The 13793-nt window shown below is 76.0% G+C and carries 16 protein-coding genes; 5 read left to right on the top strand and 11 right to left on the bottom strand.

Annotated features, from left to right (window positions below; translation table 11 throughout):
- Positions 1-13 precede the first annotated feature (13 nt).
- Positions 14-604: a YdcF family protein gene (locus tag ACLQ14_RS18645; RefSeq protein WP_425815808.1), complete on the top strand. Its 591-nt coding sequence runs from the start codon at positions 14-16 to the stop codon at positions 602-604.
- A 9-nt stretch (positions 605-613) separates the two neighbouring features.
- Here ACLQ14_RS18645 and mutM read toward each other — a convergent pair whose 3' ends face one another.
- The 6 genes from mutM to coaD all read right to left on the bottom strand — a co-directional run bounded on the left by mutM (position 614) and on the right by coaD (position 4404).
- Entirely contained in the window at positions 614-1579 is a 966-nt protein-coding gene (gene mutM / locus ACLQ14_RS18640; protein WP_425815806.1) for a bifunctional DNA-formamidopyrimidine glycosylase/DNA-(apurinic or apyrimidinic site) lyase, read from the bottom strand.
- Positions 1580-1582: 3 nt separating this feature from the next.
- Positions 1583-2350, bottom strand: coding sequence for a ribonuclease III (gene rnc / locus ACLQ14_RS18635; RefSeq protein ID WP_425815804.1), 768 nt, complete (start codon positions 2348-2350; stop codon positions 1583-1585).
- Positions 2351-2357: 7 nt separating this feature from the next.
- Positions 2358-2549 carry a 50S ribosomal protein L32 gene (gene rpmF, locus ACLQ14_RS18630; protein ID WP_036949434.1) on the bottom strand — a complete coding sequence of 64 codons (192 nt, stop codon included), beginning with the start codon at positions 2547-2549 and terminating at the stop codon, positions 2358-2360.
- Positions 2550-2551: 2 nt separating this feature from the next.
- Positions 2552-3136, bottom strand: coding sequence for a YceD family protein (locus tag ACLQ14_RS18625; protein ID WP_425815802.1), 585 nt, complete (start codon positions 3134-3136; stop codon positions 2552-2554).
- Positions 3137-3317: 181 nt separating this feature from the next.
- Positions 3318-3884, bottom strand: coding sequence for a hypothetical protein (locus ACLQ14_RS18620; RefSeq protein ID WP_425815800.1), 567 nt, complete (start codon positions 3882-3884; stop codon positions 3318-3320).
- A gap of 31 nt (positions 3885-3915) precedes the next feature.
- Positions 3916-4404, bottom strand: a complete 489-nt coding sequence (gene coaD / locus ACLQ14_RS18615) for a pantetheine-phosphate adenylyltransferase (RefSeq protein ID WP_425815798.1) — start codon at positions 4402-4404, stop codon at positions 3916-3918.
- A gap of 112 nt (positions 4405-4516) precedes the next feature.
- Between coaD and ACLQ14_RS18610 the strand changes: the two genes are divergently transcribed.
- Positions 4517-5284, top strand: a complete 768-nt coding sequence (locus tag ACLQ14_RS18610) for a GNAT family N-acetyltransferase (protein ID WP_425815796.1) — start codon at positions 4517-4519, stop codon at positions 5282-5284.
- Here ACLQ14_RS18610 and rsmD read toward each other — a convergent pair.
- From rsmD to ACLQ14_RS18595, 3 genes are read right to left on the bottom strand one after another with little or no spacing between them, the layout of a single operon-like run.
- Complete coding sequence (gene rsmD, locus ACLQ14_RS18605; RefSeq protein ID WP_425815794.1) at positions 5191-5820, bottom strand: 16S rRNA (guanine(966)-N(2))-methyltransferase RsmD; 630 nt, start codon at positions 5818-5820, stop codon at positions 5191-5193. The two genes, ACLQ14_RS18610 and rsmD, sit on opposite strands and share 94 nt — an antisense overlap.
- Positions 5821-5848: 28 nt before the next feature.
- Positions 5849-8119: an ATP-dependent DNA helicase RecG gene (locus tag ACLQ14_RS18600; RefSeq protein ID WP_425815792.1), complete on the bottom strand. Its 2271-nt coding sequence runs from the start codon at positions 8117-8119 to the stop codon at positions 5849-5851.
- On the bottom strand, positions 8116-9795 hold the full coding sequence (locus ACLQ14_RS18595) for a DAK2 domain-containing protein (RefSeq protein WP_425815791.1): 1680 nt from the start codon (positions 9793-9795) through the stop codon (positions 8116-8118). Before ACLQ14_RS18595 ends, ACLQ14_RS18600 begins: the two co-directional genes overlap by 4 nt.
- Positions 9796-10024: 229 nt before the next feature.
- On the opposite strand from ACLQ14_RS18595, the gene rpmB reads away from it, so the two are divergent.
- Positions 10025-10216 (top strand): 50S ribosomal protein L28, encoded by a 192-nt coding sequence (rpmB, locus tag ACLQ14_RS18590; RefSeq protein ID WP_036949419.1) that lies wholly within the window; start codon positions 10025-10027, stop codon positions 10214-10216.
- 179 nt (positions 10217-10395) lie between these two features.
- On the top strand, positions 10396-10905 hold the full coding sequence (locus ACLQ14_RS18585; RefSeq protein WP_425815790.1) for a GNAT family N-acetyltransferase: 510 nt from the start codon (positions 10396-10398) through the stop codon (positions 10903-10905).
- A gap of 6 nt (positions 10906-10911) precedes the next feature.
- Here the strand turns inward: ACLQ14_RS18585 and ACLQ14_RS18580 are convergent, their stop codons facing one another.
- Positions 10912-11952, bottom strand: coding sequence for a thiamine-phosphate kinase (locus ACLQ14_RS18580; protein ID WP_425815788.1), 1041 nt, complete (start codon positions 11950-11952; stop codon positions 10912-10914).
- A gap of 55 nt (positions 11953-12007) precedes the next feature.
- On the opposite strand from ACLQ14_RS18580, the gene ACLQ14_RS18575 reads away from it, so the two are divergent.
- Entirely contained in the window at positions 12008-12520 is a 513-nt protein-coding gene (locus tag ACLQ14_RS18575) for a DUF3515 family protein (RefSeq protein ID WP_425815787.1), read from the top strand.
- 10 nt (positions 12521-12530) lie between these two features.
- On the opposite strand, the gene ACLQ14_RS18570 is transcribed toward ACLQ14_RS18575, so the two are convergent.
- Positions 12531-13679 (bottom strand): D-alanine--D-alanine ligase family protein, encoded by a 1149-nt coding sequence (locus ACLQ14_RS18570; protein ID WP_425815785.1) that lies wholly within the window; start codon positions 13677-13679, stop codon positions 12531-12533.
- Positions 13680-13793: the final 114 nt, after the last annotated feature.

Genomic DNA, 13793 nt, shown 5'->3' with positions numbered 1-13793 from the left:
GGGGGCGCGGGCGATGTCGGTCGGGTCGCCGCGTGGCGCGCTGTGCGGGGCCGCCCTCGTGCTGGCCTGGGGCGAGGTCGCAGCGTGGCGCGCCTCGCGCTCCGACCTGCCCGTGGCGCCGCGCGACGCGCCCGTGCCGGGCCGGACGCAGGCGGTCGTCGTGCTGGGCTTCCCGGGCCGACGCGACGGCCGGCCGGGCCTCGTCCAGCACTACCGGGTCCGCGTCGCCGTCCGCTCGCGCGAGCCCGAGGCCGGCCGCAGCGTCCTCGTCCTCACCGGCCGCAGCCCGCACCGGCCGGCCGACGAGCCCTCCGAGGCCGCGGTGATGGCGGAGCTCGCCGTCGAGCGGTTCGGCGTGTCGCGCTCGGACGTCGTGCTCGAGGAGGAGGCGCGCACGACGTGGGAGAACGTGGCGCGCACGCTGCCGCTGGTCCGGGGGTTCGACGAGGTCGTGATCGCCTCCGACACCTTCCACGCCCGCAAGGCGCGCCGCTACCTGCGACGCCAGGACCCCGCGACGTGGGCGCGGCTGCGTCGCGCGGGCGACTACCGCTTCGGCGAGCTCGTCCTGATCAAGCCGCTGCTGGCGCTGCTCCGGCTGTGAGCCGGACGCTCACCACCGACCGTTGCGGGGGCGAGGCTGGCAGCGCGGGCACGTGAACGACGAGCGGTTCATGAACGCGTCCCGGCGGATCGCCGTCCCGCAGCGCGGGCACGGCCGCCCCTCCTGCCCGTAGACGGCGAGCGACCGCGAGAAGTAGCCGGACGCGCCGTTCACGTTGACGTACAGCGCGTCGAAGCTCGTGCCGCCCTGCGTGAGCGCCTCGCGCATGACCTCCTCGGCGGCCTCGAGGAGCCGCGCGGCCTCAGCGCGGCGGAGGGTGTCCGTGGGCCGGGCGTAGTGCAGCCGCGCGCGCCACAGCGCCTCGTCGGCGTAGATGTTCCCCACCCCCGAGACGAGCGTCTGGTCGAGCAGGGCGCGCTTCACGCCCGTCCGACGACGCCGCAGCGCGTCGACCAGCGCGGTCTCGTCGAGCGCGGGGTCGAGGAGGTCGCGCGCGATGTGCGCGGCCGGCTCGGGGACGAGCGCCCGGTCGGTGCCGAGACCACCGGGAGCGCCGTCCGGCGTCGGGACCAGCGGGGCGACGACGAGGTGCCCGAAGGTCCGCATGTCCACGAAGTCGAGAGCCGCCTCCGAGCCGTCGGGCTGCTCGAGCGCCAGACGGACGCGCAGGTGACGGTGTTCCTCCCAGCCCGCGGCGCCGTCGTCGGAACCGCCGGTGCCCGACTTCCCTGCGCGGACCAGCAGCTGGCCGCTCATCCCGAGGTGGGCGACGAGCGCCCGGGCGGGGGCGGCGTCGCCGTCACCGTCGCCGGAGAGCTCGAGCCAGAGGAACTTGCCGCGGCGCGCCGCCGCCTCGAGCCGTGCACCCGTGAGCGCGGCGACGAACGCCGGCGCGCCACCGTCCTGGTGGCGCACCGAGTAGTCGCGGAGCACCTCGACCGAGGCGACGCGCGCGCCCAGCACGTGCCGTGCGAGGCCGTCCCGGACGGTCTCGACCTCGGGCAGCTCGGGCAACGGTCAGCCGCGTCCGCCGGCGGACGCGTCCGAGGCCCGCGCGGCGTCGTCGGCGCGGGTGCGCAGCGCGGCGTACGCGTGCTCCGCCGCCTCCTGCTCCGCGTGCTTCTTCGCGGACCCGGTGCCGGTGCCCAGCACCTCGCCGTCGAGCGCCACGTGGGACGTGAAGACGCGCGCGTGCGCGGGCCCCTCCGCCTCCCAGCGGTACTCGGGCGCGCCCAGGCCGAGCTCGCCTGCGAGCTCCTGGAGGGACGTCTTCCAGTCGAGGCCGGCGCCCAGGTCGGCGGCGACCTCGAGGGTCGCGTCGACAAGCCGGTGAACGAACGTGCGGGCCGCGTCGATCCCGCCGCTGAGGAAGACCGCACCGATGATCGCCTCGACGGTGTCCGAGAGGATCGAGTCCTTGTCGTACCCGCGGGTGCCCAGCTCGCCCTTGCCGAGCAGGATGAACCGGCCCAGGTCGAGCTCGCGGGCGATCGCGGCGAGCGAGCGCTGCGACACGGTGGCCGCGCGCATCTTGGCGAGCTCGCCCTCCGGGAGGTCGGCGTGGTCGCGGTACAGGGCGTCCGTGACGACGAAGCCGAGCACCGAGTCGCCGAGGAACTCGAGGCGCTCGTTGGTGGGGATGCCACCGGCCTCGTGCGCGAACGAGCGGTGCGTCAGCGCCAGCACGAGAAGCTCGGGGTCCACACGGACCCCGAGCTTCTCGAGAAGTACATCGGCTCCGCCGGCGCCGGCCTGCGTGTCAGGACGCTCGCGCTGAGCGGGCACGGGTCGCTCAGGCGTGCTCGGTGCGCAGCGCCGCCGTGTACTGGCGACCCTTGTACGTACCGCACGTCGGGCAGGCCGTGTGCGACAGCTTCTGGCCCTTGCACTGCGGGCACGTCGTGAGGTTCGCGGCGGTCGTCTTCCACTGCGAACGGCGCGCACGGGTGTTGCTGCGCGACATCTTGCGCTTCGGAACAGCCACGGCTAGCTCTCTTTCGTCTCGTCCGGCACGGGCGTGCCGAGCATGCTCTTCAGTGCCGACCACCGGGGGTCGACCACGTCATGGTGGTGGCCAGGGTCGTCCGCCAGGTGCGCCCCGCACTCGGAGCACAGACCCGGGCAGTCCGGCTGGCACAACGGTTGGAATGGTAGTGCAGTGACCACCGCATCCCGAAGCGCGGGCTCGATGTCGATGAGGTCGCCCTCGAGCTCGCGCACGTCCTCCTCGTCGTCCCCGGACTCCTCCGCGGCACGGGCGCGCTCCGAGTAGACGTAGAGCTCCTGGAACGTGGCGTCGACGTCGTCGACGGTCTCGTCCAGGCAGCGCACGCACTCCCCGACCGCCCGGCCACGGATCTCCGCGGTGACCAGGACCCCCTCCATGACGGCCTCGAGACGCGCGTGCAGCTCGATGTCGTCGCCGGCGGGGATGCCGGTCACGACGGTGCCGAGACCCTCCGGTGCGGCTACGGTGCGGTCGATCTCACGCTGGGACCCGGGACGTCGGCTGAGCTCGTGGGTGTCGAGCACGAACGGCGATCGCGGGTCGAGGGTGATGTGACGCTCCATGGCTTCTCTCCGGGTCCTTGCGCGTGAGGAGGACGGGCGGGCCCTGACGGACCCGCGCGGCACCCACGGCGAGGAGGTGATCTCGGTCCGCGGAGACCCCCGACGACCGGGGATCACATGACCAGCAGGACCAACCGTCAACTGTACGGCATCGGTCCGGGCCTGCCCAAACGCGCGGCCCTCAGTCCGCGCGTTCCGCCGACCGTTCGAGCGCGCGCTCGACGAGGCGCTCGCGGCCCGCCCGCACCTGCGCGCCGGCCTGCTCCAGCACGTCCTCGAGCATCGAGAGCCTGCGGTCGCAGTAGTCGTCGGCGTCCTGACGGATCCGGACCGCGTCCGCCTCGGCGGCCGCGACGACCTGCGCGGCGCGTGCCTGCGCCTGGGCGACGACCTGCTCGCGCTGGACGAGCTCGATCGCGCGGGCGCGGGCGGTCGACAGGACGTCCTCGGCCTGGGCCTGCGCCTCGCCGAGCACCCGGTCCGCGTCCTCGAGGACGCGGTCGGCCTCGTCGAGCTGGTGCGGCACCGCCTCCCGCAGCTCGTCGACGAGCGCCACGAGCTGGTCCCGCGGCACCTTGAGCGTGCCGCCCCCCAAGGGGCCGGTGCGGGCCCCCGCCACCAGCTCGGAGAGGTCCGCGACGATCGCCGTCAGGGTCGCGACCGGGTCGGCCCCCTGCGCAGGCGGTGCCACGGCGCCCCCGTCACGCTGGTCGCGCACGTCTCCTCCGTGCCCTCCGCTGCTGCTCACGGCTCCTCCTCCTTGCTGGGCAATGCTGACCTCAGGCCGTCCGCGCCAGCGCGGCGCGCACGACGTCGCCGACGCCCGGCGGCACCAGGTCGTCGACGTCGCCCCCGTGCCGCGCCACGTCCTTCACGAGGGAGGACGCCACGTGCGCGAGGGCCGGGTCACCGATCACGAACACCGTCTCGACGCCCGCGAGGTGCCGGTTCATCAGGGCCATGGGGACCTCGGCGTCGAAGTCGGCGCCGCCCCGCAGCCCCTTGACGACGGCGCGCGCCCCGATCTCGCGGCAGAACTCCACCACGAGTCCGGGGACACGCGCGACGCCGACGCCGTCGAGCCCCGCGTGCTCGACCGCGGCGCGGGCCACCTGGAGCCGCTCGTCCACGGTCAGGAGGGCCGACTTGCCGGCGTTCCGCGCCACTCCGACCACGACCTCGTCGAACATCGAGCGCGCACGGCGCACGACGTCCAGGTGCCCGAGCGTCATCGGGTCGAACGAGCCGGGGCAGACGGCGATGGTCACGGCGTCACGTTAGTCCACCGGACACCGCCCGCGGCGGTGCCACTCCGCGGACGGCCGGACCGGACGGACCGCCCGACCGGCCCGCGGGAACCCGTCACCGTAGGGTCGAACCATGACCGCCCCCCGCCGGCTCACCACCAGGGCCGAGGTGCTCGCGCTGCACCGTGACGTCCTCGCGCCGTCGTTCCCGCCCGCCGAGCTCGTCGACGCGGAGGAGCTCTGGCGCGACGTCGAGCTCGGGTCGCTCGAGGCGCTCGGGACGCTCGAGGAGTCGGGCGGCGAGCCGCGGCTGGTCTCGGGCGTCGTCGGTGCGTGGTTCCCCGACGAGCGCGTCCTCCTGGTGCTGTACCTCGCGATCGCGCCCGGGCACCGGGGCGGCGGAGTCGGCGGTGCGCTGCTCTCCGCGGCGCTCGACACGTGGTCCGCCTCGCACGACCCGCTCGCGGTCGTCGCGGAGGTCGAGCACCCGGACCACCACGCGGCGAGCGAGGCCCACGGCGACCCGACCGCCCGCGTCCGGTTCTACGCCAGGCACGGCGGCAAGGCGCTCGCGCTGCCCTACTTCCAGCCCGGGGTCGGGCCCGGGGCGCCGCGCGTGCCGGCGCTCATGCTCGTCGTGCTCCGCGCCGACGACCGCAGCGCCCTGCCGGCCGCACCGCTGCGCGCCTTCCTCAAGGACTGGCTCGTCGCGTGCGAGGGCGCCCTCGCCGACGACGCCGCCACGCGCCGCCTGCTCGACGCCGCGTCCGGGGCCGAGGTCGCGCTCGTCGGGCTCGACGCGGTCGATCAGCTCCCGGTGGGCACGCTCCCCGCCGCGGAGGCGTCCGCGCCCGGGACCCCGTCGTCGCCCTCGTCCGCGCCCGCGAACGGCTCGAGGTAGTACACCGCCGTCTCCCCGTAGTCCTTGCGCGCGACGAGCCCGAGACCGCCGGGCCAGGACGGCTCCGCGTCCCGTGCGCGCCGCTCCACGACGACCACCGCCTCGGGCGCGAGCGCCCCGGGTTGGGCGAGATGCCCGAGCACCTGGACGAGCTCGGACGCCGCGACGTCGTACGGCGGGTCGAGGAACACGAGGTCCCACGGGCGGCTGGGCACCTCCCGCACGAACCGCTCGGCGGGCTGCTGCGCGACGCGCACGCGCGTCAGGCCGAGCGCGCGCACGTTGCGACGGCAGACCTCGACGGCGGCGCGCGCCGCGTCGACGAGCGTCGCGTCGTCCGCGCCCCGGCTCATCGCCTCGAGCGCGAGCGCGCCGGAGCCGGCGTAGAGGTCGAGCACATGGGCGCCGTCGACCGACCCCTGGTGCTCGAGCCGCGAGAACACGGCCTCCCGGACCCGGTCGCTCGTCGGCCGGGTGCCGCGCACCGGCACCTCGAGCACGCGTCCCCCTGCAGTCCCGGCCACGATCCTCGTCACGCCCCGAGCCTATCCAGCGCCCGCCCGCTCATGCCCGCTCGAGGAATTCCTCGCGCTCCGGGTCGAGCCGGTCGGCGATCGCCGCGGCGAGCGACGGGTGCTCGGCCAGGTCCGGGTCCTGCTCGACGACGGCCGTCGCCTCGGTGCGCGCGTCGGCGATGAGACCGGCGTCGGTCAGGACCCGCAGGAGGCGCAGCGACGACGCCCGCCCCGACTGGGCCGCGCCGAGCACGTCGCCCTCGCGGCGGAGCTCGAGGTCGCGGCGCGCGAGCTCGAACCCGTCCGACGTCGAGGCGAGCGCGTCGAGCCGCTCGTGCGCCGGGGTGCCCGGCTCGGCGTCCGAGACCAGGAGGCAGAGGCCGGGTGCGGTCCCACGCCCGACGCGGCCGCGCAGCTGGTGGAGCTGGGAGATCCCGAACCTGTCGGCGTCGAGCACGACCATCACGGTCGCCTCGGCGACATCGACGCCCACCTCGACGACCGTCGTGGACACGAGCACGGGAGTGCGCCCGGACGCGAAGTCCGCCATCGCGCGGTCCTTCTCGGCCGGCGGCAGCTGCCCGTGCAGCACGCCGACGTCGACACCCGCGAGCGCCGGGGTGCGCCCCAGCTCCTCGACGACCTCGAGGACGGCGCGCAGCGGCGCCCGCTCGACCCCGTCGCCGGCCTCGTCGAGAAACTCGAGCACGTCGTCGGTCTCCGCGACGCCGCCCGCCTGCCGGCCCTCGGGGTCCGGATGGATCCGGGGCGCCACGACGTACGCGCGGTGGCCGGCGTCGACCTCCTCGCGCACCCGCTGCCAGGTCCGCGCGACCCACGCCGGCTTCGACGCCGGCACGACGTGCGTCACGATGCCCGGACGGCCCGCCGGTACCTCGGTGAGCATCGCGGTCTCCAGGTCGCCGAAGACCGTCATGGCGACCGTGCGCGGGATCGGCGTCGCCGTCATGACGAGGACGTGCGCCTGCCGGTCTCCCTTCGCGCGCAGGGCGTCGCGCTGCTCGACGCCGAACCGGTGCTGCTCGTCGACGACCACGAGCCCGAGGTCGGCGAACTGCACCTGCTCGCCGAGCAGCGCGTGCGTCCCGACGACGATCCCGGCCGCCCCGCTCGCGGCGTCGAGCAGCGCCTGCTTGCGCGCGGCAGCCCCGAGCGAGCCGGTGAGCAGGGCCACCCGCGTGCCGTGGTCCGCCCCACCGAGGAGCCCGCCCTCCGCCAGCGGGCCGAGGAGTGCACGCAGCGACCGGGCGTGCTGGGCCGCGAGGACCTCGGTGGGCGCGAGCAGCGCGGCCTGCCCGCCGGCGTCGACGACCTGCAGCATCGCGCGCAGCGCGACGACGGTCTTGCCCGAGCCGACCTCGCCCTGCAGCAGCCGCTGCATGGGTCGGTCGGCGGCGAGGTCACGCGCGAGCTGCTCGCCGACGTCGCGCTGGCCGCCCGTGAGCTCGAACGGGAGCGCGGCGTCGAAGTCCGCGAGCAGGCTCGGCGATCCCGGCGGCGGCAGGGGGCGGGCGGTCGCGGGCTCGCGCGCCACCGCGGCGCGCCGCTGCGCGAGCGCCGCCTGCAGGACGAAGGCCTCCTCGAACCGGAGCCGCTCACGGCCGCGGCGCCAGTCGGCGTCGACCGCCGGGACGTGGACGTCCCGCAGCGCCTCGAGCCGGGTCCGGAGCCCGCGGCGCGCGCACAGCTCCTCGGGCAACGGGTCCGGCACGTCGGCCTCGCGCAGCGGCTCGAGGACCGTGCGGACGGCCTTGTGGATCTGCCACGACGCGATCGACGCCCCGGCGGGATAGATCGGGATCGGCTTGCTGGCGTCCTCGAGCGCGGCCTCCGCCTCGTCGACGCCGGTTCCCGCCCCGAAGACCTGGTACTGGGGGTGGGTGAGCTGGCGGCGTCCGCGGTAGACGCCGACCGTCCCGGTGAACAGGCCCGTGCGTCCGGCGGCGAGCTGGTGCTCGTGGTGCCGCAGGCCCCCCTTGCCCTTGGCGAAGAAGGTGAGGTCGAGCTGCCCGGCGCCGTCGGTGACCACGGCGTTCAGCATCGCGCCGTGGCGTGACCGCATGGTGGTGACCGTGGCCGAGTCCACGCGCGCGAGCACCGTCACGTGCTCCCCGACCTGCAGCGAGCGCAGGTCCGTGAGCCTGCCGGGCTGGTCGTAGCGGCGGGGCACGTGGTCGACCAGGTCGCCGACCGTCTCGAGCCCGAGCTTGGCGAGCGCGTTCGCCGATCGCGGGCCGAGCGCCTTCGTCAGCGCCCGCGCGAGGGCCTCGGTGCCCACGCCCGCGGCGGGGGCCGTCACGCCGCGCCCTCGCGGGCCGCGCCGCCCGAGGAGCCCGCGAGGCCCGGCCCGGGCGGCGCCGGGGGCTCGACCCCCACGTGCACGACGGCGTCGTCCCGGCCCGACGGCAGCACCAGCACCTCGGCGTGCGGGTCCCGTGCCGACACGTGCTCGGCTACCCGGGCGAGGAGCTCGTCGTCGGCGCGCACGCCGTGGACGAGCACGACGACCCCCGTCGCGGCCTTCCCGGCGCTCCCCGCAGGCGACGCGGCCGCCACGAGGGCCTCCACGACGCCGACCGCGCTCCCCCACTCCGTCGGCAGGACGGCGCCGCGCACGCCGGCCACGGTCTCGCGCGTGCGCGACGCCGCCGCCCGGAGCGCCGCGACGTCCGGATCCGGCGCGTGCGGGAGGGTCGCCAGCGCCGCCAGCGCGGACACCGTGTGCGCGTCGGTCGGCGTCTCGACCCGCACCACGACGGGCCCGAGCGCCCCCGAGACGGCCTCCTCGTCGTCGGGCACCGGCGTGCCGGGCGGCGCGACGAGCAGGACCACGCGGGCCCGGGTCTCCTCGAGCGCCCGCCGCAGGGCGGCCGGGCTGGGGGGCGTGCGCCGCCGCCCGTGGGCGAGCACGACCGCGCCGGCCCGCGCGAGCTCGACGACCAGGCCCGGTGCGGACGTCACCGCCACGACGCCGAGCCCGCCGGGGCGGGGCCGCCCGAGGTCCTGGACCTGGACGTCGCGCAGCCTCCCGCCCGCGTCCTTCGCGACCTGGACCGCTGCGTCGAGCGCCATGCCGGGCTCGGCGGTGTGGACGTGCCCCCGCCAGGTCCCGTCCCCGCCGACCACGGCGACCGACGTCCCGGCGGCGGCGAGCGCGGCGCGCATCGCGTCCGCGACGTCGCCGCGGTCCTCGCCGGCCGGCTCCTCGGGTTCCTGGGCCTCCGGCACGTCGAGCGTGAACATGACCTCGAGCTCGTCGTCACCCTCAGCAGCCGGCACGTCCGGGACCTCCTCCACGGCTTCGACGGCGCCGGTGCGCCGCTCGAGACCCAGCGTGCCGCCGGCCACCGACACGCCCGGGGCGTCCGCCGGCACGACCCGCAGAAGCTCGGGGTCGGCCGCTCCGCAGGCGGCCGCCAGAGCGCCGAGCACGAGCCGCAGGCCCTGCGCGCCGGCGTCGAGCCGACCGCGGCCGCGCGAACCGAGCTCGCTCGGGCTGCGGAGGACGGCCGCCCGGGCCCCGTCGCAGGCCGCCACGAGGACGGCGACCGGCGCGTCCGTGGCGGCCGCCCCGGCGGCCCGCGCGGCCTCGTCGGCGACGGTCAGCGCCGTGCCGTCCACGGGGTCGGCGACCGCAGTGCGAGCAGCCGCCGCCGCTGCTGCGAGGGCACGCGCCGGGCCGGTGGGCCACCCCTCGACGAGCGCGCGCACCCACGCGGAGACGATCACGCCGGAGTTCCCCCGCGCGCCGAGCACGCAGCCGCGCGCGAACCTCGCCGCGAGGTCCGCGCCCGGCTCGGCCCGCGCCACCGCGGCGGCACCCTCGCGCAGGGTGAGCAGGAGGTTGGTGCCGGTGTCGGCGTCGGGCACGGGGAACACGTTGGCACGGTCGAGGGGGTCGACGGCGGCCTCGGCGGCGCCGACGGCGAGCCGCGCCCACGCGCGCACGGGCAGCGCGCCGGTACCGTCGGTCACAGGGCGGGGCCTCCTCAGCTCGGACGGCGACGCACCACCGTTTGGGGCGGACGCCGTTCGTCGGCTACCATATCGAGGTTGCCTGGTGACGCCGGGCAAGCATCGGCATCGGCCGCACGCGTGGACGCCCCTTCGGGCCCAGTCCAGCGCGGGTGCGGACCGTGACCACTCAGATGACCACTCATCGCCTGGCCGTGGCTCGGGCGTGCACGACGATCAGGAGCAAACCGTGGCTGCCAACTGCGACGTCTGCGGCAAGGGCCCGGGCTTCGGGCACAGCATCTCGCACTCGCACGTGCGTACCAAGCGCCGCTGGAACCCGAACATCCAGCGCGTCCGCGCCATCGTGGGGGGCACCCCCAAGCGCGTGAACGTGTGCACCTCGTGCCTCAAGGCCGGCAAGGTCACCCGCCCGGCCTGAGCCGGGGTGGCTCGAGCCCAGCCCTACGACGCCCGTCGGTCCTCGGACCGGCGGGCGTCGTCGCGTCTCGGGGTCTTTTCCGGGTGGACCCGGGGTCGACCTGCACCGGCCCGGGTGGCACCCTGGAAGCAGCCACGACGACGCGACACACGAGGGGGCCTTTCGTGGACCTGGGTGCCATGGAACCTGACACCGTTACCATCCGACGCGCGACGGCGGACGACGCCGACGCGATCGCGACCGTCCACGTCGCCTCCTGGCGCGGCGCCTACGCGGGCATCGTGCCCGACGCCTACCTCGCCTCGCTCGACATCGCGGCCCGTGCCGAGGCGTGGCGCAGGTCCTTGACCGAGGCCGAGGTGCAGACCTGGATCGCCGCGTCGCAGGGGCGCACGCTCGGCTTCGCGACGCTCGGCCCGGCACGGGACGAGGACGCCGAGCACGGCGACCTCGAGCTCTACGCCATCTACCTGGACCCGGAGGCCTGGGGGCGCGGCGTCGCGCGCGACCTCATGCGCACGCTCCTGGCCGAGGTGACGCCCGGCGTCCCGGTGTCCTTGTGGGTGCTCGCGGACAACCCCCGCGCCCACCACTTCTACCGGCGGCACGGCTTCCAGCCGGACGGCGTCGAGCGCCGGGAGGACATCGGCGGGGCTGACCTCACCGAGGTGCGGTTCCGCCGCGGCTGACGCGGTTCACACCTCGCGCGAGAAGTGGTCCCAGCCGGCGGGGACGTCGGGCTCCGCGCCCGCCACCAGGACGCCGGGGACCACGGGGCCGCCGGACGCTCGCACGGTCCCGACGCGACGGAACCCCGGCGGCAGCACCGCGGCCGCCGGGAAGGTCGCGAGCAGGCCGTGGTCCTCTCCCCCGCCCAGCACCCACGCGCGGACCAGGGCGGACCCGTCGCCCTCGTGCGCGACGAGCGAGGCAGCCTCGGCGAGCGCGCCGTCGCCGGCCAGGGCAGCCGGGTCCAGGTCGACGACGACGCCGCTCGCGCGAGCGAGGCGCCCGGCGTCGCGGAGCAGACCGTCCGACACGTCGAGCATGGCCGTCGCGCCCGCGAGCGCGGCGGCGGGCCCGGCTTCGAGCGGGGGCTCCGGCGCGCGGTAGCCGTCCACGAGCGCGGCGAGCGGGCCGGACGCCGCGTCGTGCCCCGCCGCCAGCAGCGCCAGCCCCGCGGCCGACCGCCCGAGCACCCCCGCGTGCGCGACGACGTTGCCCGGGCGGGCGCCCGAGCGCAGCACGGGCGCCCGGCCGTCGAGGTCACCGTGGACGGTCACGGCGACGACGACCGCGTCGCCGCCCGAGAGGTCTCCGCCCACGACAGCCGCGCCCACCGGCGCGCACGCGTCGGCCAACCCCTGCGCCAGGCCCGTCACCCAGGCGACCGGGAGGTCACCGGGGACGACGAGCGACACGACGAGCGACGTGGGACGCGCGCCCATCCCTGCGACGTCGGCAAGGTTCTGGGCGGCGGCCCGGCGCCCGACGTCGTGGCCGGTCGACCAGGCCCGCCGGAAGTGGCGGTCCTCGACGAGGACGTCCGTGGACACGACGAACCGGCCGTCGGGGGCCGCGACGACCGCGCCGTCGTCGCCGGGACCGACGAGCGTCGCGCTGCCCGCGGGCAGCAGAGGGAAGATCGCCGCGAGAAGCTCGTCCTCGGACACGTCCCGCACGAGGGGGCCGTCGCCGGCGGGCGGAGGGGTTGCGGGCACGGAGGTCTCAGGCACGGGGGCAACCCTAGACGGACCCGACGTTCTCAGGTCGGCTCGCTACCGTGGCACCGTGCCCCGCTCGTCCCGGCCCCGTTCCTCGGCGCCCCGCCGTCGTCGCGCCGTCCTCACGCTCTCGGTCCTCGCGGCCGGCGTCGTCGGGGCCGCCGTCTCCGCGTGCTCGCCCGTCATCTCCGTCCCCGCCGCGGCGAACGCGACCGACCCCGCGTGCGCGGACGTCGTCCTCGACCTCCCCGACCAGGTCGCGGGGCAGGACCAGCGGACCACCTCGAGCCAGGCGACGTCCGCCTGGGGCGGCGCGGGCAGCGCGATCACGCTGCGCTGCGGCGTCGAGCAGCCGGGCCCGTCGGACCAGTGCCAGTCCATCGAGAACCCCGACGGCAGCAGCGTGGACTGGGTCGCGACCGAGTCCTCGAGCGGCTGGACGTTCGTGACCTATGGACGGGACCCGGCGATCGAGGTGCAGGTGCCGCAGTCGCTCGGCGAGGGCCAGCCGACCGTCGCGCTGGTCGACGTCGCGCCCGCGGTCCTCGACGTCAGGGCCACGAAGCGCTGCACCAGCTGACGCCGGCGCGTCAGCGCAGGCCGGTAGGGCGCTCGAGCGCGAGCTGGACGAGCTCGTCGACGAGCTCCGGGTAGTCCACGCCCGAGGCGGCCCACATGCGCGGGTACATCGACAGGGGCGTGAAGCCCGGCATCGTGTTGATCTCGTTGACGACGACGCCGCCGTCGGACGTGACGAACACGTCGACGCGCGAGAGACCCTCGGCCCCGATCGCCTCGAACGTGCGCACCGCGAGGTCGCGCACGCGCTCGACGACGTCGTCCGGCAGGTCGGCGGGGCAGGTCAGCGCGACGTGGGCCTCGTCGAGGTACTTGGCCTCGAAGTCGTAGAACGTGTGGGCGTCGCCCGTCACAGCGATCTCTCCGGGCAGCGAGGCGCGCGGGCGCTCCCCGACGCGGCCACCGAGCACCGCGCACTCGATCTCGCGCCCGTCGACGCCGGACTCCACCAGCACCTTCGGGTCGTGCCGCCCCGCCTCGGCGAGGGCCGCGGCGAGGTCGTCGAGGTCGTCGACGCGCGAGATCCCGAGGCTCGACCCGGCCCGTGCAGGCTTGACGAACAGGGGCAGCCCCAGCGGCTCGACGCGGGCGCGCACGCCCTCGGGATCGCGCTCCCACTCCCCCGGCCGGACCACCGTGTACGGCGCGACAGGGATCCCCTGCCCGGCCAGCACGAGCTTCATGTAGTGCTTGTCCATGCCCACGGCCGACGCCAGGACGCCCGCGCCCACGTAGTGCAGGTCGGCGAGCTCGAACAGGCCCTGAAGGGTGCCGTCCTCGCCGAACGGTCCGTGCAGCAGCGGGAAGACGACGTCCACCTCGCCCAGCTCGCGCGGCGGCTCGAGCGCGTCGAGCACGCGCAGGCGCCGGTCCCCCACGGACAGCGGCACGAGGACCTCGCCGTCGCTCGCGACGACCTCGGGCAGCCGCCCGGCCGTGATCTCCCAGCGCTCGGGCTCGTCGGCCGCGACCACCCACCGGCCCTCACGCGTGATCCCCACGGGGACGACGTCGTACCGGTCGCGGTCGATCGCGCGCAGCACGCCGGCCGCCGTCGCGCAGGAGATGGCGTGCTCGCCGGAACGGCCCCCGAAGAGGACCATGACCCGGGGCTTGCGCGTGGTCGCAGCGGCGGCGGGCTGCGTGGGGAGGGTAGACATCGCGGTCGAGACTACCCGAGCGGGAGGGCGGCCTAGGTGTTGTGGTTCATGACGTTGGTGACACGGGGCCGGGCGTGAGGAAGGGGTAGGTCCTGGCGGCAGGATGGAAGTGCG

The organism is Luteimicrobium sp. DT211, from assembly GCF_049844995.1.
In the GTDB taxonomy this organism is placed as follows: Bacteria; Actinomycetota; Actinomycetes; order Actinomycetales; family Cellulomonadaceae; genus Luteimicrobium.
This window is presented reverse-complemented; position numbering and strand designations above follow the sequence as displayed.

Coding starts and splice junctions, on each gene's coding strand:
- ACLQ14_RS18570 (WP_425815785.1), bottom strand. CDS start 13,679: ATGTCTACCCTCCCCACGCAGCCCGCCGCCGCTGCGACCACGCGCAAG.
- ACLQ14_RS18625 (WP_425815802.1), bottom strand. CDS start 3,136: ATGGAGCGTCACATCACCCTCGACCCGCGATCGCCGTTCGTGCTCGAC.
- ACLQ14_RS18585 (WP_425815790.1), top strand. CDS start 10,396: ATGGAACCTGACACCGTTACCATCCGACGCGCGACGGCGGACGACGCC.
- ACLQ14_RS18645 (WP_425815808.1), top strand. CDS start 14: ATGTCGGTCGGGTCGCCGCGTGGCGCGCTGTGCGGGGCCGCCCTCGTG.
- ACLQ14_RS18610 (WP_425815796.1), top strand. CDS start 4,517: ATGACCGCCCCCCGCCGGCTCACCACCAGGGCCGAGGTGCTCGCGCTG.